Here is a 19,962-nt window from a genome sequence, read left to right as displayed (position 1 = left end):
TATTGGACCGTGCGCCGCGCAGATAAAGCCCGGACCGCCACGCGGCGACCTTACGCAGGAAAACCGCCGCCGCCGAGCCGCGTCCTTTTCGGCGCGGCCCGGCAGTGGGCGCAGCGCCCGGAGCGCGGGGCATGCGGCGAACTTCTTCACCCCCGCAAGGCCCAAGGCTGTAGGCTGCGAACAGCGGCCCGGATCGCTCCGCAGCGCGCCTGTACACTGGCGCGGACGCCAGAGTAGGATGCGCGCCGACAGCGCTCGCCGCCCTCCCCCGTTCCACGCATCGGAACCTGAAAGCACCTATGTCATCGCGAAAATTTGGTCTCAACCTGGTGGTCTTCCTGGCCATCGCGGCGCTGTTCACCGGTTTCTGGGCGCTCTATAACCGCCCGGTGAGCGCGCCGGACTGGCCCGCGCAGATCTCCGGCTTCTCCTATTCGCCGTTCCGCCAGGGCCAGAGCCCGCAACAGGGCGTGTACCCGAGCGATGAGGAAATCCGCCAGGACCTGGAGCTGCTGAGCAAGCACACCGACAACATCCGCACCTACTCGGTGGACGGCGCGCTGGCCAACATTCCGGCGATCGCCGAGGAATTCGGCCTGCGCGTGACCCTGGGTATCTGGATCAGCAAGGACCAGGAACGCAACGAGCGCGAGATCGCCAAAGCCATCGATCTGGCCAACCACTCGCGCAGCGTGGTTCGCGTCACCGTGGGCAACGAGGCGCTGTTCCGCGAGGAAGTCACCGCCGAGCAACTTATCGCCTTCATGGATCGCGTGCGCGCGGCGGTGAAGGTGCCGGTGTCCACGTCCGAGCAGTGGCACATCTGGGAGGAGCACCCGGAGCTGGCGAAGCACGCCGACCTGATCGCCGCGCACGTGCTGCCGTACTGGGAATTCATCCCGATGGAGGACGCCGGACAGTTCGTCCTCGACCGCGCGCGCGACCTGCGCAAGCTGTTCCCGAAAAAGCCGCTGCTGATCTCCGAGGTCGGCTGGCCGAGCAACGGGCGCATGCGCGGCGGCGCCGACGCCACCCAGGCCGACCAGGCCGTATACCTGCGCACGCTGGTCAACAAGCTGAACAGCCAGGGCTACAACTACTTCGTCATCGAGGCCTTCGACCAGCCGTGGAAAGCCAGCGACGAGGGTTCGGTGGGCGCCTACTGGGGGGTCTACAACCTCAATCGGCAGGCCAAGTTCGCTTTCGAAGGCCCGGTCGTGGCGATCCCGCAATGGCGCCTGCTGGCGGTCGCCTCGGTGGTGATGGCGCTGCTGTCGCTGGCCCTGCTGCTGATCGACGGTAGCGCGCTGCGCCAGCGTGGCCGCACCTTCCTGACCTTCGTCGCCTTCGTCGGCGGTTCGGCGCTGGTGTGGATCGGCTACGACTACAGCCAGCAGTACGCGACCTGGTTCAGCCTGACGGTGGGCGCGCTGCTCGGCATCGGCGCCCTCGGCGTGTTCATCGTGCTGCTCACCGAAGCCCACGAACTGGCCGAGGTGGTCTGGGTGCACAAGCGCCGCCGGCCGTTCATCCCGGTGGTCGGCGACAGCAGCTTCCGGCCCAAGGTCTCGGTGCACGTGCCCTGCTACAACGAGCCGCCGGAGATGGTCAAACAGACACTCGACGCCCTGGCCAACCTCGATTACCCGGACTTCGAAGTCCTGATCATCGACAACAACACCAAGGACCCGGCGGTGTGGGAGCCGGTACGCGACTACTGCGAGCAGTTCGGCCCGCGATTCCGCTTCTTCCACGTCGCGCCGCTGCACGGTTTCAAGGGCGGTGCGCTGAACTACATCCTGCCGCACACCGCGCCCGACGCCGAAATCGTCGCGGTGATCGACTCGGACTACTGCGTCGACCGCAACTGGCTCAAGCACATGGTCCCGCACTTCGCCGACCCGCGCATCGCCGTGGTGCAGTCGCCGCAGGACTATCGCGACGAAAACGAAAGCCTGTTCAAGAAGCTCTGCTATTCCGAGTACAAGGGCTTCTTCCACATCGGCATGGTCACCCGCAACGACCGCGATGCGATCATCCAGCACGGCACCATGACAATGATCCGCCGCACGGTGATGGATGAACTGCGCTGGGCCGACTGGACCATCTGCGAGGATGCCGAGCTGGGCCTGCGCGTGTTCGAGAAGGGCTATTCGGCCGCCTACGCCCACGACAGCTTCGGCAAGGGGCTGATGCCGGACACCTTCATCGACTTCAAGAAGCAGCGTTTCCGCTGGGCCTACGGCGCCATCCAGATCATGAAGGGCCATGCCCGCGCGCTGCTGCTGGGCAAGGGCTCGGAGCTCAAGCGCGGCCAGCGCTACCACTTCATCGCCGGCTGGCTGCCCTGGGTCGCCGACGGCATGAACATCTTCTTCACCCTCGGCGCGCTGCTCTGGTCGGCCGCGATGATCATCGTGCCGACGCGGGTCGATCCGCCGCTGCTGATCTTCGCCCTGCCGCCGCTGGCACTGTTCTTCTTCAAAGTGGGCAAGATCATCTTCCTCTATCGACGCGCCGTGGGGGTCAACCTGAAGGATGCGTTCTGCGCGGCGGTCGCCGGCCTGGCGCTGTCGCACACCATCGCCAAGGCGGTGCTCTACGGGTTCTTCACCAAGAGCATTCCGTTCTTCCGCACACCGAAGATGGCCTCCAACCACGGCATCCTGGTGGCGCTGGCGGAAGCCCGCGAAGAGGTGTTCGTGATGCTGCTGCTGTGGGGCGCGGCGCTGGGCATCGCCATCGTCCAGGGTCTGCCGAGCAACGACGTGAAGTTCTGGGTCGCGATGCTGCTGGTGCAGTCGCTGCCCTACCTGGCGGCGCTGATCATGGCGCTGCTCTCGTCGCTGCCGAAACCGCCCCAGGCGCAGCCCGACGAGGTTCCGGCCTGACGCGGAACGCGCAGCGACGCCCTGACGGCGGCCTTCGGGCCGCCGTTTTTGCTACCATAGCGCCCCTTTGACGCAGCCTGTCCCGCCTTTCGGAGTTCCAGCATGACGGCCCCTTCCGCCCCCCTTTCCGCCACCCTGGAACTCGCCTGCGAGCTGATCCGCCGCCCCTCGGTGACGCCGGTTGACGAAGGTTGCCAGGAACTGATGATGCGGCGCCTGGCGGCGCTCGGCTTCGATCTGGAGCCGATGCGCATCGGCGAGGTGGACAACTTCTGGGCGCGCCGCGGCGGCGAAGGCCCCGTGTTGTGCTTCGCCGGGCATACCGACGTGGTGCCCACCGGCCCGCTGCACGGCTGGCAGCACCCGCCCTTCGAGGCGCACATCGACGGGGACGGCATGCTCTGCGGACGCGGCGCGGCGGACATGAAAGGTAGCCTGGCGTCGATGATCGTCGCGGTGGAACGCTTTGTCGTCATGCACCCGAATCACATGGGCGCCATCGCCTTCCTCATCACCAGCGACGAGGAAGGCCCGGCGCAGCACGGCACCCGCGCGGTGGTCGAACGCCTGCGCGCGCGCGGCGAGCGCCTTGACTGGTGCATCGTCGGCGAACCCTCGAGCAGCACGCTGCTCGGCGACGTGGTGAAGAACGGCCGGCGCGGCTCGCTGGGCGCGCTGCTCACGGTGCGCGGCAAGCAGGGGCACGTCGCCTACCCGCAACTGGCGAAGAACCCGATCCACCTGGCCGCGCCGGCACTCGCCGAGCTGGCCGCCGAGCACTGGGACGAAGGCAACGCCTTCTTCCCGCCGACCAGCTTCCAGATTTCCAACCTGAACGCCGGCACCGGCGCCAGCAACGTGATCCCCGGCGAGCTGACGGCGATGTTCAACTTCCGTTTCTCCACCGAATCGACGGTGGAGGGGTTGCAGCAGCGCGTGGCCGCCATTCTCGACAGGCACGGCCTGGACTGGCACATCGACTGGGCGCTGTCCGGCCTGCCGTTCCTCACCGAACCCGGCGCGCTGCTCGACGCCGTGGCCAGCGGCATCCGCGCGGTGACCGGCCGCGAAACCCGTCCCTCGACAACCGGCGGCACCTCGGACGGACGCTTCATCGCCACCCTCGGCACCCAGGTGGTAGAGCTCGGCCCGGTGAATGCCACCATCCACCAGATCGACGAGCGCATCCTTGCCAGCGACCTCGACCGCCTAACCGACATCTACTACCAGACCCTCGTCGAGCTGCTCGCCTGATGCTGATCTGCCCGCTCTGCTCAGGCCCGCTGCACGACGCCGACAACGGCGTCGCCTGCCCGGCCGGGCACCGTTTCGACCGTGCGCGCCAGGGCTACCTGAACCTGCTGCCGGTACAGCACAAGAACAGCCGCGATCCCGGCGACAACGCGGCGATGGTCGAGGCGCGCCGGCGCTTTCTCGATGGCGGGCACTATGCTCCGCTGGCGCGCCGCCTGGCCGAGCTGGTCGCCGAACGCACGCCACAGCGCTGGCTGGACATCGGCTGCGGCGAGGGCTACTACACCGCGCAGATCGGCGCCGCGCTGCCGCGCAGCGAAGGCTATGCGCTGGACATCTCCCGCGAGGCGATCAAGCGCGCCTGCCGCCGAGATCCGCGCCTGCATTGGCTGGTGGCGAGCATGGCGCGGGTGCCGCTGGCCGACGCCAGCTGCCAGGTGCTGACCAGCGTGTTCAGCCCGCTCGACTGGCAGGAAGCGCGGCGTCTGCTGGCACCGGGCGGCGCGTTGCTGCGCATGGGGCCGAGCAGCGGGCACCTGATGGCGCTGCGCGGCAAGCTCTACGATGAAGTGCGCGATTACGACGACGAGAAACACCTGGCGCTGATCCCCGAGGGCATGCACCTGGCGCACAGCGAGACGCTGGAATTCAGCCTGCGCCTGGACAGCCCCGAGGCCCGCGCCGACCTGCTGGCGATGACCCCGCACGGCTGGCGCGCCAGCGCCGAACGCCGCGAGGCGGTGATCGCCGCACCCTTAGAGGTCGGCGTCGGCATACGTTACGATTGGATCGAACGCGACCTGTAGCGGGCCGCCCACGCCACTGCCGAGAAAACCATGCGCCAACCGGATATCGAGATCTACCTGAAGGATGCCGACCAGCAGAGAGTCGCCGCCTGGCTGGAACAGGCAATCGGCCCCTGCAGCGCCTGGCGCCAGAAGGGCCAGACCTTCAAATGCGAAGCCTCCGGGATTCCCGTCACCTGGGTCCCGAAAGCGGTCGGCAAATGGCACAGCCTGATGCTGGAAAGCGATGCCACGCCATGGGACGACGACATCGCCTGCGCCCGAGACGCCTTCGCCGCGCTCGGCGTGCAGGTGCGCTGCGCACCCGGCAGCTGGCAGGAAGAAGAGAGCCTGGAAGAAGGCGAGCGCTGGATAAAGGTCGATGCCGAAGGCGAGCAGGAAATCGTCTGGCGTACCGACTGAGCGAGGGCCAACGCACGTTGCCGCCGCAGGGTGCGCCGCGCGTTTCGGTGCGCATGGCGCACCCTACGTCTACGTGATGGCCGAGGCCCACGAGAGACAATCCAACCGCCAAGAAAAAGCCCGCCTGAGGGCGGGCTTTTTCGTTGCCGCAAGGCTCAGACGCGTGCCACGTCTTCCGCCTGCAGGCCTTTCTGGCCCTGGGTCACGGAAAATTCGACTTTCTGGCCTTCGACCAGAGAGCGGTGACCTTCGCCACGGATCGCGCGGTAATGAACGAACACGTCCGCCCCGCTATCACGTTGGATGAACCCATAGCCCTTAGCGTCATTGAACCACTTGACGGTGCCGTGCTCACGATCAGCCATTACCACACTCCCAACTCACATTATTCTGTTCGCCTCCCCGTCTGTGGAAAGGCCTCTACGGTTCCGCAAAAACGTTCTTTCTATCGCTTACAACCAGACCGAAAACGGGCGGGAGCAGGCTATCGAAAAGCGTTCCTGAATGGGCCACGTCGGAGTCTAAGAGGAAGCGCAGGCTCTGCAAAGATTTTTTTTAGGTGACCGCCAAAGGCCCATAAACGCTGGGCTGCAGCTGTTTTCGTCGGACTTCGGCAAGTCACCTGGAGGCTGCGGCAGCGCCATGATGCGTGGGCCGAAAAGGTGCTTCGTGCAGCACCAGAATATGCCGCGAACCGCTAGTTGCCCGGATTTCGAGCACGGGGGCTGCGTCACCGGGCGGTCAGCGATGCGCAGCGACCGACGCCTCATCCCCGAGGCCCGCGCTTTTGCCGGGCAGCGGCGGATACGTCACACTAGCCGCCCCGGGCCGAAGCCCTGCAACCGTAAGACCTGTATGACCCGCTCCCCCTTTCGCCGCCTGATCTTCGGCACCCTGCGTCGCCTGCTCTACCTCTGGGTTCGCTCGGAAACCATCAACCAGTCGGCCTTTCCACTCAAGCTCGATCGCGGCAAACCAGTGGTCTACGCGCTGCGCCAGGCGTCGATCAGCGACCTCGCCGTGGTTGACCACGAGTGCGTCAAGGTCGGCCTACCGCGTCCGGTGCTGCCGGTGGCAGTGGGCGAACTGCTCGAGCCGGCGGCGTTCTTCTACCTGATGCCGGAGCCCGACTGGCTCGGCCGCCAGGACAAGCGCGTCGCCTCGCCGACGCTGGTGCGGCTGGTCAACGCCATCGGCCACAACGCCGCCGAGGACGTCCAGATCATTCCGGTGAGCGTATTCTGGGGGCAGTCGCCCGATCGCGAGACCAGCCCATGGAAACTGCTGTTCGCCGACAGCTGGGCGGTCACCGGGCGTCTGCGCAAGCTGGTAAGCATCCTCGCCCTCGGGCGCAAGACCAGCGTGCAGTTCGCCGCGCCTATCCAGCTGCGCGAGCTGGTCGAACAGGGCAAGGGCAGCGAGCGCACGCTGCGCATGGTCCACCGCATCCTGCGCGTGCACTTCCGCAACCAGAAAGCCGCGGTGATCGGCCCGGACGTGTCACACCGGCGCAACCTGGTGAAAGGCCTGGTGCATGGCCCGCAGGTCCGCCAGGCGATTCTCGACGAGGCCGAGCGCGAGAAGATTTCCATCGAGCGCGCCGAAGCGCAGGCGCTGAAGTACGGCAACGAGATCGCCTCGGACTACACCTACAGCGCGATCCGCTTCCTCGAAATCATCCTCTCGTGGTTCTGGAACAAGATCTACGACGGCATCAAGGTCCATCACATCGAGCGCGTGCAGGAGGTGGTCAACGGCCACGAGGTGATCTATGTGCCCTGCCACCGCAGTCACATCGACTACCTGCTGCTCTCCTACCTGCTGTTCCGCAACGGCCTGACGCCACCGCACATCGCCGCCGGGATCAACCTGAACATGCCGGTGATCGGCGGCCTGCTGCGCCGCGGCGGGGCGTTCTTCATGCGCCGCACCTTCAAGGGCAACCCGCTATACACCGCAGTGTTCAACGAATACCTGCACACGCTGTTCAGCAAGGGCTTTCCGGTCGAGTACTTCGTCGAAGGCGGGCGCTCGCGTACCGGGCGCATGCTGCAACCGCGTACCGGGATGCTCGCCATCACCCTGCGCAGCTTCCTGCGCACACACCGCCTGCCGATCCTCTTCGTGCCGGTCTACATCGGCTACGAGCGCGTGCTCGAAGGCCGCACCTACCTGGGTGAACTGCGCGGCGCGACCAAGAAGAAGGAATCGATCTTCGACATCTTCAAGGTCATCGGCGCGCTCAAGCAGCGTTTCGGCAGCGTCTGGGTCAACTTCGGGGAGCCGATCCGCCTGGCCGAGTTCCTGGACCAGCAGCAGCCGGACTGGCGCCAGCAGGAGCTGGGACCGGACTACCGCCCGGACTGGCTTAACGAGGCCACTCACGCGCTTTCCGAGCGGGTCGCGCGGCACTTGAACGAGGCGGCGGCGGTGAACCCGGTCAACCTGGTGGCGCTGGCGATGCTCTCCACTACCAAACTGGCGCTGGACGAACGCGGCCTGGCGCGCATCCTCGACATGTACCTGGCGCTGCTGCGGCGAGTGCCCTATTCCGAGCACACCACGCTGCCGGAGGGCGACGGCAACAGCCTCATCGAGTACGTGCAGGGCATGCAGCTGCTCGCTGAACAGAAGGACGCGCTGGGCAAGATCCTCTATCTGGACGAGCAGAACGCCGTCCTGATGACCTACTACCGCAACAACGTCCTGCACATTTTCGCCTTGCCGGCGCTGCTCGCCAGCTTCTTCCAGAGCAGCCCGCGGATGAACCGCGAGCAGATCCTGCGTTTTACCCACGCGCTCTACCCGTACCTGCAATCGGAACTGTTCATCCGCTACACGCCGGAGCAGCTGGACGCGGTGGTGGAAGAATGGCTCGGCGCCTTCGTCGAACAGGGCCTGCTGCGCCGGGAAGAGGACGTATACGTGCGTCCGGCGCCGAGTTCGCGGCACTTTGTCCTGCTGACGCTGCTGGCGCGCGCCATCATGCAGACCCTGCAGCGCTTCTACATGGCCATCGCCCTGCTGCTCAACCACCCGCAGAACACCCTGTCGGCCGAAGAGCTAGAGAACCTCTGCACGGTCATGGCCCAGCGCCTGTCGATCCTGCACGGGCTGAACGCGCCGGAATTCTTCGACAAGAGCCTGTTCCGCCACTTCATCCAGTCGCTGCTCGACCAGGGCGTCCTGCGCAAGGACGACGTCGGCAAGCTCAGCCACCACCCGATGCTCGGGGAACTGGTGGAAGGCGCCGCGAAACGGGTGCTGCCGCCGGAAATCCGCCTGTCGATCCGCCAGGTCGCGCAGGACCGCAACGAAGAAGCGGGCATCGCCTGATCCCGCAGCCCGGCCCGCCGCAGGCGTTCCGGGCTATGCTTCCCTCCACCCCACCAGAAGGATATCGCCATGTTCCGCCTGACTACCCTGCTCGCCGGCCTGGTACTGTCCAGCCAAGTGCTCGCCCTCTCGCTCTCCGACCTGTCGCAGACCGATGCCAGCGGCGGACTCAAGGACGCCCTCGCCCAGGGTGCCAAGGTCGCCGTACAGCAGCTCGGCAAGCCGGGCGGTTTCAGTAACAACGACGAGGTGCGCATCGAGCTGCCGGGCAAGCTCGGAAAGGCCGCCAAGACCATGAAGATGATGGGCATGGGCGCCCAGGTCGACGCGCTGGAAACCAGCATGAACAAGGCCGCCGAGGCTGCCGTGCCGCAAGCCCAGGCGCTGCTGGTGGATGCGGTGAAGAAGATGACCGTGACCGACGCCAAGAGCATCCTCGCCGGCCCGAAGGACTCGGCGACGACCTACCTGGACAAGACCAGCCGCGAGCAGATCCGCGCCAAGTTCCTGCCCATCGTCAAGCAGGCCACCGACCAGGTCGGCCTGGCCAAGCAGTACAACAGCTTCGCCGGACAGGCCGCCGCCTTCGGCGTGGTCGACGCGAAGAGCGCCAACATCGAAAGCTATGTCACCGAGCAGGCACTCAACGGCCTGTTCGAGATGATCGCCAAGCAGGAAGCCAGCATCCGCGACAACCCCGCAGCAGCAGCCACCAGCCTGGCGAAAAAGGTCTTCGGCGCTCTCTGAGCGCAGCGCCGCACGCGTCGGCCGACGCGCTGCGGCAGCATCTTCCCGCCTGAATCCCGGATAAAAAAAGGCCACCCGAAGGTGGCCTCAAGAAAAACGAAAGGGAGAGTGTTGCCCTACACCGCCGCGACGGGACGCATGTAGGAAATCGGCGCGCTCTGGGCGTCTTCGAACGTCACCACTTCCCACGCATCCTTTTGCGCGATCAGCGTGCGCAGCAGGAGGTTGTTCAGTGCATGACCCGATTTGAAGCCTTGAAACTCGCCAATCAAGCTGTTGCCCAGCAGGTAGAGATCGCCGATGGCATCGAGAATCTTGTGTTTGACGAACTCGTCCTCGTAACGCAGGCCGTCCTCGTTCAACACGCGGTTCTCGTCGACCACGATGGCATTTTCCACGCTGCCGCCGAGTGCCAGGTTCTGCGAACGCAGGTACTCGATGTCACGCATGAAGCCGAATGTCCGCGCCCGGCTGACTTCCTTGACGAACGAGGTGCTGGAAAAATCCACGCTCGCGGTCTGGGTGCGGTTACGGAACACCGGATGGTCGAAGTCGATCTCGAAACTCACCTTGAACCCGTCGAAGGGCACGAAGGTGGCGCGCTTATCGCCTTCTTCCACGGTTACTTCACGTTTGATGCGGATGAATTTCTTCGCCGCTTCCTGTTCCTGCAGCCCCGCGGACTGGATCAGGAACACGAACGGACCGGCGCTGCCGTCCATGATCGGAACTTCCGAAGCGGACAGTTCCACATAGGCGTTATCGATGCCCAGGCCGGCCATGGCCGAAAGCAGGTGCTCCACGGTGTCCACCTTCGTCTCACCCTTGAACAGGGTGGTCGACATGGTGGTTTCGCCCACGTTCTCGGCCCGCGCGGGGATTTCCACGGTCGGATTGAGATCGGTGCGACAGAACACGATTCCGGTATCCACAGGGGCCGGTTTCAGGGTCAGGTAAACCTTTTCCCCGGAGTGCAAGCCGACGCCCGTGGCACGGATGGTGTTCTTCAGGGTGCGTTGTTTGATCATGGCTTTGGCCGCTTTTGCGCTATCGAGAATTGTTGTCAACAATGGCCGGGAATGTTAGCAGAACCGGCCTTTGCTGAACACCAATCACCACAATGCGCCTGATACATTCCATTAATCAGCCTGGCGACGCAGGAACGCCGGAATATCCAGATAATCCAGGTCGTCATGCGGGTTGAGCTTGGCGGCGGTGGCGCTGCCGTGGTTCTGGCGCATGACGGTAGGACGATCCAGATCGCGGTAGTTGACGGCGGCTTCCTGGCGCGCCGGAGCGGGCTGGGCAGCGGCTGCAGCGGGCTGCACGGTGTTGTCGATGACCTTGACCGGCTTCTCGATCTTCGCGCCCAGACCGGTCGCGACCACGGTGACGTGCAGCTCGTCGCGCATGTCCGGATCGATGACGGTACCGACCTTGACGGTGGCGTGTTCGGACGCGAACTGCTCGATGATGTTACCGACGTCGGAGTATTCGCCCAGCGAGAGGTCGGGACCTGCGGTGATGTTGACCAGGATGCCGCGGGCGCCCTGCAGGTTGACGTCTTCCAGCAGCGGGTTGCGGATCGCCGCTTCGGTGGCTTCGCGAGCGCGGTTCGGGCCGCTGGCGCAACCGGTGCCCATCATCGCCATGCCCATCTCGCTCATCACGGTTTTCACGTCGGCGAAGTCGACGTTGATCATGCCGGGACGCTTGATGATGTCGGAGATACCGCGAACGGCGCCGGACAGCACGTCATCGGCCTTGGCGAAGGCGGACAGCAGGCTGGCGTCCTTGCCGAGGATGGTCAGCAGCTTCTCGTTGGGGATGGTGATCAGCGAGTCGACGCTGTCGGACAGCGCGCGGATACCTTCGTCGGCGATCTGCATGCGCTTGCGACCTTCGAACGGGAACGGACGCGTGACCACGGCCACGGTGAGGATGCCCATTTCCTTGGCGACCTGGGCGATCACCGGGGCGGCGCCGGTACCGGTACCGCCGCCCATGCCGGTGGTGATGAACACCATGTCGGTGCCCTGCAGCACTTCGGCGATGCGCTCGCGGTCTTCCATCGCGGCCTGACGGCCGACTTCCGGGTTGGCGCCCGCGCCGAGCCCCTTGGTCACGCCTGGGCCGAGTTGCAGCACGGTGCGCGCGGAAATGTTCTTCAGCGCCTGTGCGTCGGTGTTGGCGCAGATGAATTCGACGCCTTCGATGTTGTTCTTCGCCATGTGATTGACGGCGTTACCACCGCCACCACCGACACCGATGACCTTGATTACTGCGCTTTGCGGGATGTTGTCTACGAGCTCGAACATGGTCCCCTCTCCTTTCATTTTCTAGTTGTATTGCCAACAGCACACTTAATTTCAGAAATTGCCCTGGACCCAGCGCTTGAGCCGCTCCAGAACAGGTGTCTTGGTTTCTTCGCCGTAGTTACCGACGCTGGACATGGAAATACCATCGTTCTGCTTTTGCAGACCGTAAAGCAGCAGGCCCACGCCTGTGGAATAGATGGGGTTGCGGACGACATCCGCGAGGCCCTTGACGGTGTGCGGAACACCCAGCCGAACCGGCATGTGGAAGATTTCCTCGGCCAGTTCGACCGCGCCTTCCATCTTCGCCGTGCCGCCGGTCAGAACGATCCCTGCGGGGATCAAGTCCTCGTAACCACTGCGTCGCAGCTCGGCCTGGATCAAGGTGAAAAGCTCGTCATAACGGGGTTCGACCACTTCGGCCAGAGCTTGTCGGGAGAGTTCCCGGGGTGGGCGGTCGCCCACGCTGGGGACCTTGATGGTCTCACCGGCGCCAGCCAGTTTGGCCAGGGCGCAAGCATATCGAATCTTGATCTCCTCGGCATACTGCGTCGGTGTGCGCAGCGCCATCGCGATGTCGTTGGTGACCTGGTCGCCGGCGATCGGGATCACCGCGGTGTGGCGGATCGCACCTTCGGTGAAGATGGCGATGTCGGTGGTGCCGCCGCCGATGTCGACCAGGCAGACGCCCAGCTCCTTCTCGTCGTCGGTGAGCACCGAGTAGGCCGAGGCCAGTTGCTCGAGGATGATGTCGTCGACCTCGAGACCGCAGCGACGCACGCACTTCTCGATGTTCTGCGCCGCGTTCACCGCACAGGTCACCACGTGCACCTTGGCTTCCAGGCGCACGCCGGACATGCCCAGCGGCTCGCGCACGCCTTCCTGGTTGTCGATCACGTAGTCCTGCGGCAGCGTGTGCAGCACGCGCTGGTCGGCGGGGATCGCCACGGCCTGGGCGGCGTCGAGTACGCGCTCCAGGTCGGCGGGGCTGACTTCACGATCGCGGATGGCGACGATGCCGTGGGAATTCAGGCTGCGGATGTGGCTGCCGGCGACGCCGACGAAGGCCGAGTGGATGCGGCAACCGGCCATCAGCTGGGCCTCTTCGATGGCCCGCTGGATCGATTGCACGGTGGACTCGATGTTCACCACGACGCCTTTCTTCAGGCCGCGCGACGGATGCGTACCGATGCCGACGATTTCCAGTTGGCCATCGGCCGACACCTCACCCACCAGCGCCACCACCTTGGAGGTACCGATGTCGAGGCCGACGATCATCTTGCCGCTTTGCACGCTTGCCATGGCTATTGTCTTCTCCTCAATTCACGACCGGCTTGGCTGCTGCCGCCGTGTCCGGCGCCGGCTCGCGCCACGCCACGGCGAGGCCGTTGGAGTAACGCAGGTCGATGCTCTTGATATTCGCTAGTTCCGGCTTCAGCGCCTTCTCGTAGATGGCGGTGAAGCGACGTATTTTTTCAACCATGTTATCGCGGCCCACGAACAGCTCGATGTGCTCGCCGCCGTCGTTCACGGCCATGGAGACGAACCAGCTGCCACGCTCGCGCAGCTCCAGGCGCTGTACCGAGAAGCCCAGCGGACGCAACAGCTGGCTGATCACCTGGTACTGCTGCATGACCTGCTGCTGGGCGCGCTGCGGCCCGGACAACTGCGGCAGGTGTTCGTAGTTGGCCAGTTCGCGTGGCTCGAAGGCCTCACCGGCGTTGTTCAGCAAGGCGCCCTCGCCCCAGCGGGCGATCGGCAGTTGCTCGTCGAGGCGCACCAGCACCTGATCTGGCCAGACGCGGCGCACTTCGGCGTGGGCGATCCAGGGCATCCGCTCCAGTTCGCCACGCATACCGGCGAGATCGACGGTGAAGAAGCTCGCCGAAATGAACGGCGCGATGCGCTGTTGCACGGCCTGCTGGCTGATGTAGCTGAGGTCGCCTTCGACGCTGATCTTGGCGATCGGCCGGTCGGCGTATGGCAGCAGTTTCTGCGACAGCTCGTAGGCACCGAAGCCCAGGCCGATCAGCAGCAACGGCCAGCCGAGGCGCTTGACCAGGCTGAAATTCGGCTTCGGCAAACGCTCGGACAGCGGCTGCTTAGCCACCATTCGGCTGGCGCCACGCGGCGGCGCCTTGCCGCGCAGAGGCGCGCGACCGATGGGCTGATGGGGATGACGCAGCAGGACGCCGTGCATGTCAGTACCTCGCCTCGAAGCTGTCGGCGAGGATCGACAGCACCAGTTGCTGGAAATCCAGTCCAGCCGCGCGGGCGGCCATCGGAACCAGGCTGTGGTCGGTCATGCCGGGAGCTGTGTTCACTTCGAGCAGCCAGAACTGGCCATCCTCGTCCTGCATCACGTCGACGCGCGCCCAACCCTGGGTGCCGACGGCTTCGCAGGCCTTCGCGGTGAGGGTCTTGAGCTCCTCTTCCTTGGCCGCGTCGAGGCCGCAGGGAATCCGGTACTGGGTGTCGGACGCCAGGTACTTGGCGTCGTAGTCGTAGAAAGAGTGCGGGGTGCCGAGGGCGATCGGCGGCAGAACCTCACCGCGCAACACGGCGATGGTGAACTCCGGACCGTGGATCCACTGTTCGACGAGAACCTGCGAATCGAACTGTTTGGCGGCCTGCCAGGCATCGATCAATGCATCGATGTCGTTCACCTTGGCCATGCCGATACTTGAACCTTCATGCGCGGGTTTGACGATCAAAGGGAAGCCCAGTTCCTTCGCCGCCGACCGGCAGTCGGATTCGTCGCGCAAAATCGCGTGATGCGGCGTCGGCAAGCCAAGGCTGGTCCACACCTGCTTGGTGCGCAGCTTGTCCATCGCCAGCGCGGAGGCGAGGATGCCGCTGCCGGTATAGGGGATTCCGGCGCACTCCAGCAGGCCCTGCATGGCGCCATCTTCGCCGCCGCGGCCATGGAGGATGATGAAGGCGCGGTCGATCTTTTCCTGCGCCAGGCGCTGCACGAAATCGGCGCCGACATCGATGCCGAAGGCGTCGACACCAGCCGCCTGCAGGGCGCCGAGCACCATCGCCCCGGATTTCAACGATACCTCGCGCTCGGCGCTCTGGCCCCCGAACAGCACGGCGACACGGCCAAAGGCTTTGGGATCGACGCGGTTCATTTCGAGGTCCTCTCGGCGGCGAACAGGGGGCTTTTCAGCAGTTGCGGGGCCAGCCCGCCAATGTCGCCGGCGCCTTGGCAAAGCAGAATGTCGCCCGCGCGCAGCAGCGGCTTGACCAGCGGCGCCAACTCGACGCCGCGCTCGATGTAGATCGGGTCCAGACGGCCGCGCTGGCGGATGCTGTGGCACAGGTTGCGCGCATCGGCACCGGGAATCGGTTCTTCGCCGGCCGGGTAGATTTCCATCAGCAACAGGACATTGGCGTCGCCGAGTACCTGGACGAAGTCGTCGTAGAGGTCGCGGGTGCGGGTATAGCGGTGCGGCTGGTAGACCATCACCAGGCGGCGCTCGGGCCAGCCGTCGCGTACCGCAGCGATCACCGCGGCGACCTCGCGCGGGTGGTGGCCGTAGTCGTCGACCAGCATCACGCTGCCGCCGTCCACCGGCAGTTCGCCGTAGACCTGGAAGCGCCGGCCGACGCCCTGGAAGTCGGCGAGACCGCGCACGATGGCGTCGTCGTCGATGCCCTCGTCACCGGCGATGGCGATGGTCGCCAGGGCGTTGAGCACGTTGTGCTTGCCGGGCATGTTGACCGACACGGCCAGCGGTTCGTGATCCGGACGCAGCACGGTGAAATGGGTACGCATGCCTTCCTGGCGAACGTCGACCGCACGCACGTCGGCCGCCTCGCCGAAGCCGTAGGTCACGGTCGGACGGGCGATCTGCGGGAGGATTTCGCGGACGACCGGGTCGTCGTTGCAGACCACGGCGAGGCCGTAGAACGGCAGGTTGTGGAGGAACTCGACGAAGGTCTTCTTCAGCTTGTTGAAGTCGCCTTCGTAGGTCGCCATGTGGTCGGCGTCGATGTTGGTGACCACCGCGACCATCGGCTGCAGGTGCAGGAAGCTGGCATCGCTCTCGTCGGCCTCGGCGATCAGGTAGCGGCTGCTGCCGAGCTGGGCATTGGTGCCGGCGGCGTTCAGGCGGCCACCGATGACGAAGGTCGGATCGAGACCGGCGGCGGCGAACACCGAGGCCAGCAGGCTGGTGGTGGTGGTCTTGCCGTGGGTGCCGGCAACCGCGATGCCGTGGCGATAGCGCATCAGCTCGGCGAGCATTTCCGCGCGCGGCACCACGGGAATACGCTGCTCCAGGGCCAGCGCGACTTCCGGGTTGCTGGTGTTCACCGCGCTGGAAACCACCAGCACATCGGCGCCCGCCACGTTGCCCGCCTGGTGGCCGAGGAAGATCTCGGCACCGAAACTCTGCAGGCGCTCGGTAACGGGCGAGGCCTTGAGGTCGGAGCCGGAGACTTCGTAGCCGAGGTTGAGCAGTACTTCGGCGATACCGCACATGCCGGCGCCACCGATACCGACGAAGTGCACGCGGCGGATGCGGCGCATGCGCCGGACTTCGGCCTTGACCGCTGCGGGGGACTTAGCCATGGGCCACCTCCAGGCAGATATCCACCACGGCACGGGTGGCATCGGGTTTGGCCAGGCGCCGGGCAATCGCGCCCATCGCCTCGAGTTTCTCGGGTTGCATCAAAACCTCGGTCAGCTGCGCGGCGAGCTTCGCCGCGTCGGTCGTAGCTTGCGGCAAAAGGACGGCAGCGCCCTCCCTCGCCAGATAGTCGGCATTGCGGCTCTGGTGGTCGTCGATCGCGTGCGGCAGCGGGATCAGGAACGCCGGAAGCCCTGCGGCGGCCAGTTCGCTGACGGTCAGCGCGCCGGCGCGGCAGATCACCAGATCGGCCCAGGCGTAGGCGCGGGCCATGTCGGCGATGAACGGAGCGACCTGCGCGTCGACACCGGCCGCGCGATAACGCTCGGTGGTGACTTCGGCGTGGCGCTTGCCGGCCTGATGGAAAACTTCCGGGCGCAGCTCGGCGGCGACCGAACCCAGCGCCTCGGGCAGCAGTTTGTTCAACGGTTCGGCGCCGAGACTGCCACCGAGCACCAGCAGGCGCGGCTTGCGGCCGGCCAGCGTGTCGCGCGGGGTCTCCAGGAACAACTCCTCGCGCACCGGATTGCCGGTGGTACGGCGTTTGGCGGAGGCGCCGAAGGTGTCCGGAAAGGCCTCGCAGATACGCGCGGCAATCGGCGCCAGCAGGCGGTTGGCGGTTCCGGCCACGGCATTCTGCTCATGGACGATCAGCGGCGAACCGGCCAGCCGCGCAGCGACGCCGCCGGGGCCGGTGACGTAGCCGCCAAGGCCGAGCACGCACACCGGGTTCAGTTGGCGAACCACCTTGCGCGCCTGCCACAGAGCGCGCAGCACTTGCAGCGGCGCCTTGAGCAGCGAGGCGAACCCCTTGCCGCGCAGGCCGCTGACCTGGATCAGGTGCAGCGGCAAGCCGGCCTGTGGCACCAGTTCGTTCTCGATGCCGTTGGGAGTGCCGAGCCAGTGCACGGCGTAGCCGCGCGCCTGGAATTCGCGGGCGCAGGCCAGCGCGGGGAATACGTGTCCGCCGGTGCCACCAGCCATGATCAATACGTTAGCGGCCATGCTGTGGCTCCTCCTCGGCGAAATCCGCTTCGGAAAATTCCGTTTCCTCGCTGCCGAGCAGGCTGCGCCGCTCCCACTCGATACGCAGCAGCAGGCCGAGGCTGACGCAGCAGATCACCAGCGAGCTGCCGCCATAGCTGAGGAACGGCAGTGTCAGGCCCTTGGTCGGCAGCAGGCCGACGTTCACCCCGATGTTGATCAGGAACTGACCGATCCAGAGGAACGCCAGGCCGTAGGCGACATAGGCGGCGAAGAACTGCTTGGCCTTCTCCGCCCACAGGCCGATGTACAGCGCGCGGGCGCTGACGAAGCAGAACAGCGCGACGGTCGCCAGCGCGCCGACCAGGCCGAGTTCCTCGGCGAGCACCGAGAAGACGAAGTCGGTGTGCGCTTCGGGAAGGTAGAACTGCTTCTGGATGCTGTTGCCCAGGCCGACACCGAACCACTCGCCGCGGCCGAAGGCGATCAGCGCCTGGGTCAGCTGGTAGCCGGAGCCGAACTGGTCGGCCCAGGGATCGGTGAAGGTGACCAGGCGCGCCATCCGATAAGGCTGCGCCTGCACCAGGACGAACACCGCGCCCACCGCCAGCGCGACCATCAGGCCGAAGCGGAACAACCCGACGCCGCCGAGAAAGAGCATCCCGGCCGCCGCGCCCATCATCACCACGGTGGCGCCGAAGTCGGGTTCCAGCAGCAGCAGGCCGGCCATCGGCAACAGCACGATGAACGGCTTGAAGAAGCCCATCCAGCTCTCGCGGACCTCTTCCTGGCGCCGCACCAGATAACCGGCGAGGTAGATCACCACGAACATCTTGGCGATTTCCGAGGGCTGCACGTTGAACATGCCGAAGCCGATCCAGCGCATCGAGCCGTTCACTTCGCGGCCGATGCCGGGAATCAGCACCATCACCAGCAGCGCGATGGCGCCGATCAGCAGCATGCCGCCCAGGCGCTGCCAGGTGGCCAGCGGAATCATCATCACCACCGCGCAGGCGACGAAGCCGATACCGAGGTAAACCAGGTGGCGGATCATGTGATAGAGCGGGTTGCCGGAGGACGCCGCGGCGACTTCCGAGGACGCCGAGGTGATCATCACCAGGCCGAGGCCGAGCAGCGCCAGGCAACCGGCGAGCAGCGGGAAATCCATGTCCATGCCGCGGCGGCCGGCCAGCGGCGACGGGTACGGGCGGAGGAAGCCGAAGAGTGCCTGGCTCATTGGCTCAGCCCTCCCACGGCCTGGGCGAAAAGGCGTCCGCGCTCTTCGAAACTCTTGAACATGTCGAGGCTGGCGCAGGCCGGGGACAGCAGCACGGCATCACCCGACAGGGCCAGTTCGGCGCTGCGCCGCACCGCCTCGTCGAGGCTCGCCACGCGTACCTGCGGCACACCTTCGCCCAGCGAGGCGCCGAGGCGTCCGGCGTCGCGACCGAGCAGCACCACCGCGCGGCAGAAACGTTGCACCGGCGCGCGCAGCGCGGAGAAATCGGCACCCTTGCCGTCGCCGCCGGCGATCAGCACCAGCTTGCCGTCGATGTCCGCGCCCAGGCCTTCGATGGCCGCCAGCGCGGCGCCGACGTTGGTCGCCTTGGAATCGTCGTAGTAATTCACCGCGGCGCGCTCGCCGACCCACTGGCAGCGATGCGCCAGACCGCCGAAGGCTTTCAGCGCCGCGAGCATGCTTTCCATCGGCAGGCTGACCGCATGACCGAGGGCCAGCGCCGCCAGCGCGTTGGACTGGTTGTGCGCGCCGCGGATCTTCAGGGCGCTGGCCGGCAGCAGGGGCTCGAACTGGAACGCCAGCCACTTCTCGCCGTCATGCTCGATCAGGCCAAAACCGCGGATGTCCGGTTTGCCCAGGCCGAAGGTCAGGCGCGGCAGGTCGTCCGCCACCAGCGGGCGCGACAGCGCGTCGTCGCGGTTCACCACCACCTGGCGTGCGCCACGGAAGATCCGGTGCTTGGCCAGGTGATAGGCCGGCAGCCCGCTGTAGCGGTCCATGTGGTCTTCGCTGACGTTGAGGCAGGTGGCCACTTCGGCATTCAGTTGTTCGGTGGTTTCCAGCTGGAAGCTGGACAACTCGATGACGTAAAGCTCGACCGCATCGTCGAGCAGGTCCAGCGCCGGCTGGCCGAGGTTGCCGCCGACGGCGACGCGCTTGCCGGCCGCCGCGGCCATCTCGCCGACCAGGGTAGTCACGGTGCTCTTGGCGTTCGAGCCGGTGATCGCCACGATCGGCGCCTTGGCGTGCCGGGCGAACAGCTGGATATCGCCGGACAGCGACACGCCACGCGCCTTCGCCGCCTGCAGCGCCGGGGTGGCGAGAGCCAGGCCGGGGCTCACGTAAAGCTCCTGGGCGCGGCAGAGGAAGTCCACGTCGAGCTCGCCGCAGCGCACTTGAACCTGCGGATACTCCGCCTGCAGGGTCGCCAGCTCCGGCGGATTCGCGCGCGTATCGGCCACGGCGAAGGGCACGCCCTGGCGCGCGAGGAAGCGCACCAGGGACATGCCGCTCTTGCCGAGGCCGACAACGATGCGGAATTGGTCGGAAGCGATCAGGCTCATCGGTATC

The 19,962-nt window shown here is 65.8% G+C and carries 16 protein-coding genes; 6 read left to right on the top strand and 10 right to left on the bottom strand.

Translation table 11 applies throughout. From position 1 onward, the window contains the following. Window positions 1-299: 299 nt before the first annotated feature. The 4 genes from B2X67_RS01520 (at window position 300) to B2X67_RS01505 (ending at window position 5,353) form a co-directional block, all read left to right on the top strand. Window positions 300-2,891: a glycosyltransferase gene (locus B2X67_RS01520; protein ID WP_286784387.1), complete on the top strand. Its 2,592-nt coding sequence runs from the start codon at window positions 300-302 to the stop codon at window positions 2,889-2,891. Between the two features lie 102 nt (window positions 2,892-2,993). Then, a complete protein-coding gene (gene dapE / locus B2X67_RS01515) occupies window positions 2,994-4,145 on the top strand; it encodes a succinyl-diaminopimelate desuccinylase (protein WP_286784386.1) in 1,152 nt (383 codons plus the stop codon). Further along, window positions 4,145-4,951, top strand: coding sequence for a putative RNA methyltransferase (locus B2X67_RS01510; protein ID WP_282341917.1), 807 nt, complete (start codon window positions 4,145-4,147; stop codon window positions 4,949-4,951). Before dapE ends, B2X67_RS01510 begins: the two co-directional genes overlap by 1 nt. A gap of 30 nt (window positions 4,952-4,981) precedes the next feature. Next, window positions 4,982-5,353, top strand: coding sequence for a hypothetical protein (locus B2X67_RS01505; protein ID WP_286784385.1), 372 nt, complete (start codon window positions 4,982-4,984; stop codon window positions 5,351-5,353). Window positions 5,354-5,508: 155 nt separating this feature from the next. Here B2X67_RS01505 and B2X67_RS01500 read toward each other — a convergent pair whose 3' ends face one another. Next, on the bottom strand, window positions 5,509-5,718 hold the full coding sequence (locus tag B2X67_RS01500; protein WP_090226589.1) for a cold-shock protein: 210 nt from the start codon (window positions 5,716-5,718) through the stop codon (window positions 5,509-5,511). 490 nt (window positions 5,719-6,208) lie between these two features. On the opposite strand from B2X67_RS01500, the gene plsB reads away from it, so the two are divergent. Continuing rightward, window positions 6,209-8,689, top strand: a complete 2,481-nt coding sequence (gene plsB, locus B2X67_RS01495; protein WP_286784384.1) for a glycerol-3-phosphate 1-O-acyltransferase PlsB — start codon at window positions 6,209-6,211, stop codon at window positions 8,687-8,689. A 69-nt stretch (window positions 8,690-8,758) separates the two neighbouring features. After that, on the top strand, window positions 8,759-9,436 hold the full coding sequence (locus tag B2X67_RS01490; protein ID WP_286784383.1) for a DUF4197 domain-containing protein: 678 nt from the start codon (window positions 8,759-8,761) through the stop codon (window positions 9,434-9,436). Between the two features lie 116 nt (window positions 9,437-9,552). Here B2X67_RS01490 and lpxC read toward each other — a convergent pair whose 3' ends face one another. The 9 genes from lpxC to murD form a co-directional block, all read right to left on the bottom strand. Further along, entirely contained in the window at window positions 9,553-10,464 is a 912-nt protein-coding gene (gene lpxC, locus B2X67_RS01485; RefSeq protein ID WP_090226580.1) for a UDP-3-O-acyl-N-acetylglucosamine deacetylase, read from the bottom strand. Between the two features lie 111 nt (window positions 10,465-10,575). Beyond that, window positions 10,576-11,754: a cell division protein FtsZ gene (gene ftsZ, locus B2X67_RS01480; RefSeq protein WP_090226578.1), complete on the bottom strand. Its 1,179-nt coding sequence runs from the start codon at window positions 11,752-11,754 to the stop codon at window positions 10,576-10,578. 51 nt (window positions 11,755-11,805) lie between these two features. Continuing rightward, window positions 11,806-13,053, bottom strand: a complete 1,248-nt coding sequence (gene ftsA / locus B2X67_RS01475) for a cell division protein FtsA (RefSeq protein ID WP_282341927.1) — start codon at window positions 13,051-13,053, stop codon at window positions 11,806-11,808. 16 nt (window positions 13,054-13,069) lie between these two features. Beyond that, complete coding sequence (locus tag B2X67_RS01470) at window positions 13,070-13,951, bottom strand: cell division protein FtsQ/DivIB (protein WP_090226572.1); 882 nt, start codon at window positions 13,949-13,951, stop codon at window positions 13,070-13,072. 1 nt (window position 13,952) lies between these two features. Then, window positions 13,953-14,885: a D-alanine--D-alanine ligase gene (locus B2X67_RS01465; RefSeq protein WP_282341930.1), complete on the bottom strand. Its 933-nt coding sequence runs from the start codon at window positions 14,883-14,885 to the stop codon at window positions 13,953-13,955. Next, the gene (gene murC / locus B2X67_RS01460; RefSeq protein ID WP_286784382.1) at window positions 14,882-16,330 is read right to left on the bottom strand and encodes a UDP-N-acetylmuramate--L-alanine ligase; all 1,449 of its coding nucleotides are present in this window, start codon (window positions 16,328-16,330) and stop codon (window positions 14,882-14,884) included. Before murC ends, B2X67_RS01465 begins: the two co-directional genes overlap by 4 nt. Then, complete coding sequence (murG, locus tag B2X67_RS01455) at window positions 16,323-17,393, bottom strand: undecaprenyldiphospho-muramoylpentapeptide beta-N-acetylglucosaminyltransferase (protein WP_286784381.1); 1,071 nt, start codon at window positions 17,391-17,393, stop codon at window positions 16,323-16,325. The genes murC and murG overlap by 8 nt, the downstream gene beginning before the upstream one ends. Further along, window positions 17,383-18,609 carry a putative lipid II flippase FtsW gene (gene ftsW / locus B2X67_RS01450; RefSeq protein WP_286784380.1) on the bottom strand — a complete coding sequence of 409 codons (1,227 nt, stop codon included), beginning with the start codon at window positions 18,607-18,609 and terminating at the stop codon, window positions 17,383-17,385. Before ftsW ends, murG begins: the two co-directional genes overlap by 11 nt. After that, complete coding sequence (gene murD, locus B2X67_RS01445; RefSeq protein WP_286784379.1) at window positions 18,606-19,955, bottom strand: UDP-N-acetylmuramoyl-L-alanine--D-glutamate ligase; 1,350 nt, start codon at window positions 19,953-19,955, stop codon at window positions 18,606-18,608. Before murD ends, ftsW begins: the two co-directional genes overlap by 4 nt. Window positions 19,956-19,962: the final 7 nt, after the last annotated feature.

Origin of the sequence: Pseudomonas sp. UBA3153 (assembly GCF_002364635.1) — a bacterium.
Lineage (GTDB): Bacteria > Pseudomonadota > Gammaproteobacteria > Pseudomonadales > Pseudomonadaceae > Pseudomonas_O > Pseudomonas_O kuykendallii.
Note: the sequence above shows the minus strand (reverse complement) of the source record. Positions and strands in the feature narration are given on the sequence as shown.

Excerpts from the sequence above, each read along its gene's own strand:
- B2X67_RS01520 (WP_286784387.1), top strand. The coding sequence starts at position 300 with ATGTCATCGCGAAAATTTGGTCTCAACCTGGTGGTCTTCCTGGCCATC.
- ftsA (WP_282341927.1), bottom strand. The coding sequence starts at position 13,053 with ATGGCAAGCGTGCAAAGCGGCAAGATGATCGTCGGCCTCGACATCGGT.
- dapE (WP_286784386.1), top strand. The coding sequence starts at position 2,994 with ATGACGGCCCCTTCCGCCCCCCTTTCCGCCACCCTGGAACTCGCCTGC.
- ftsW (WP_286784380.1), bottom strand. The coding sequence starts at position 18,609 with ATGAGCCAGGCACTCTTCGGCTTCCTCCGCCCGTACCCGTCGCCGCTG.
- B2X67_RS01500 (WP_090226589.1), bottom strand. The coding sequence starts at position 5,718 with ATGGCTGATCGTGAGCACGGCACCGTCAAGTGGTTCAATGACGCTAAG.
- plsB (WP_286784384.1), top strand. The coding sequence starts at position 6,209 with ATGACCCGCTCCCCCTTTCGCCGCCTGATCTTCGGCACCCTGCGTCGC.
- murC (WP_286784382.1), bottom strand. The coding sequence starts at position 16,330 with ATGGCTAAGTCCCCCGCAGCGGTCAAGGCCGAAGTCCGGCGCATGCGC.
- B2X67_RS01505 (WP_286784385.1), top strand. The coding sequence starts at position 4,982 with ATGCGCCAACCGGATATCGAGATCTACCTGAAGGATGCCGACCAGCAG.
- murD (WP_286784379.1), bottom strand. The coding sequence starts at position 19,955 with ATGAGCCTGATCGCTTCCGACCAATTCCGCATCGTTGTCGGCCTCGGC.
- B2X67_RS01510 (WP_282341917.1), top strand. The coding sequence starts at position 4,145 with ATGCTGATCTGCCCGCTCTGCTCAGGCCCGCTGCACGACGCCGACAAC.
- B2X67_RS01490 (WP_286784383.1), top strand. The coding sequence starts at position 8,759 with ATGTTCCGCCTGACTACCCTGCTCGCCGGCCTGGTACTGTCCAGCCAA.
- murG (WP_286784381.1), bottom strand. The coding sequence starts at position 17,393 with ATGGCCGCTAACGTATTGATCATGGCTGGTGGCACCGGCGGACACGTA.
- B2X67_RS01470 (WP_090226572.1), bottom strand. The coding sequence starts at position 13,951 with ATGCACGGCGTCCTGCTGCGTCATCCCCATCAGCCCATCGGTCGCGCG.
- B2X67_RS01465 (WP_282341930.1), bottom strand. The coding sequence starts at position 14,885 with ATGAACCGCGTCGATCCCAAAGCCTTTGGCCGTGTCGCCGTGCTGTTC.
- ftsZ (WP_090226578.1), bottom strand. The coding sequence starts at position 11,754 with ATGTTCGAGCTCGTAGACAACATCCCGCAAAGCGCAGTAATCAAGGTC.
- lpxC (WP_090226580.1), bottom strand. The coding sequence starts at position 10,464 with ATGATCAAACAACGCACCCTGAAGAACACCATCCGTGCCACGGGCGTC.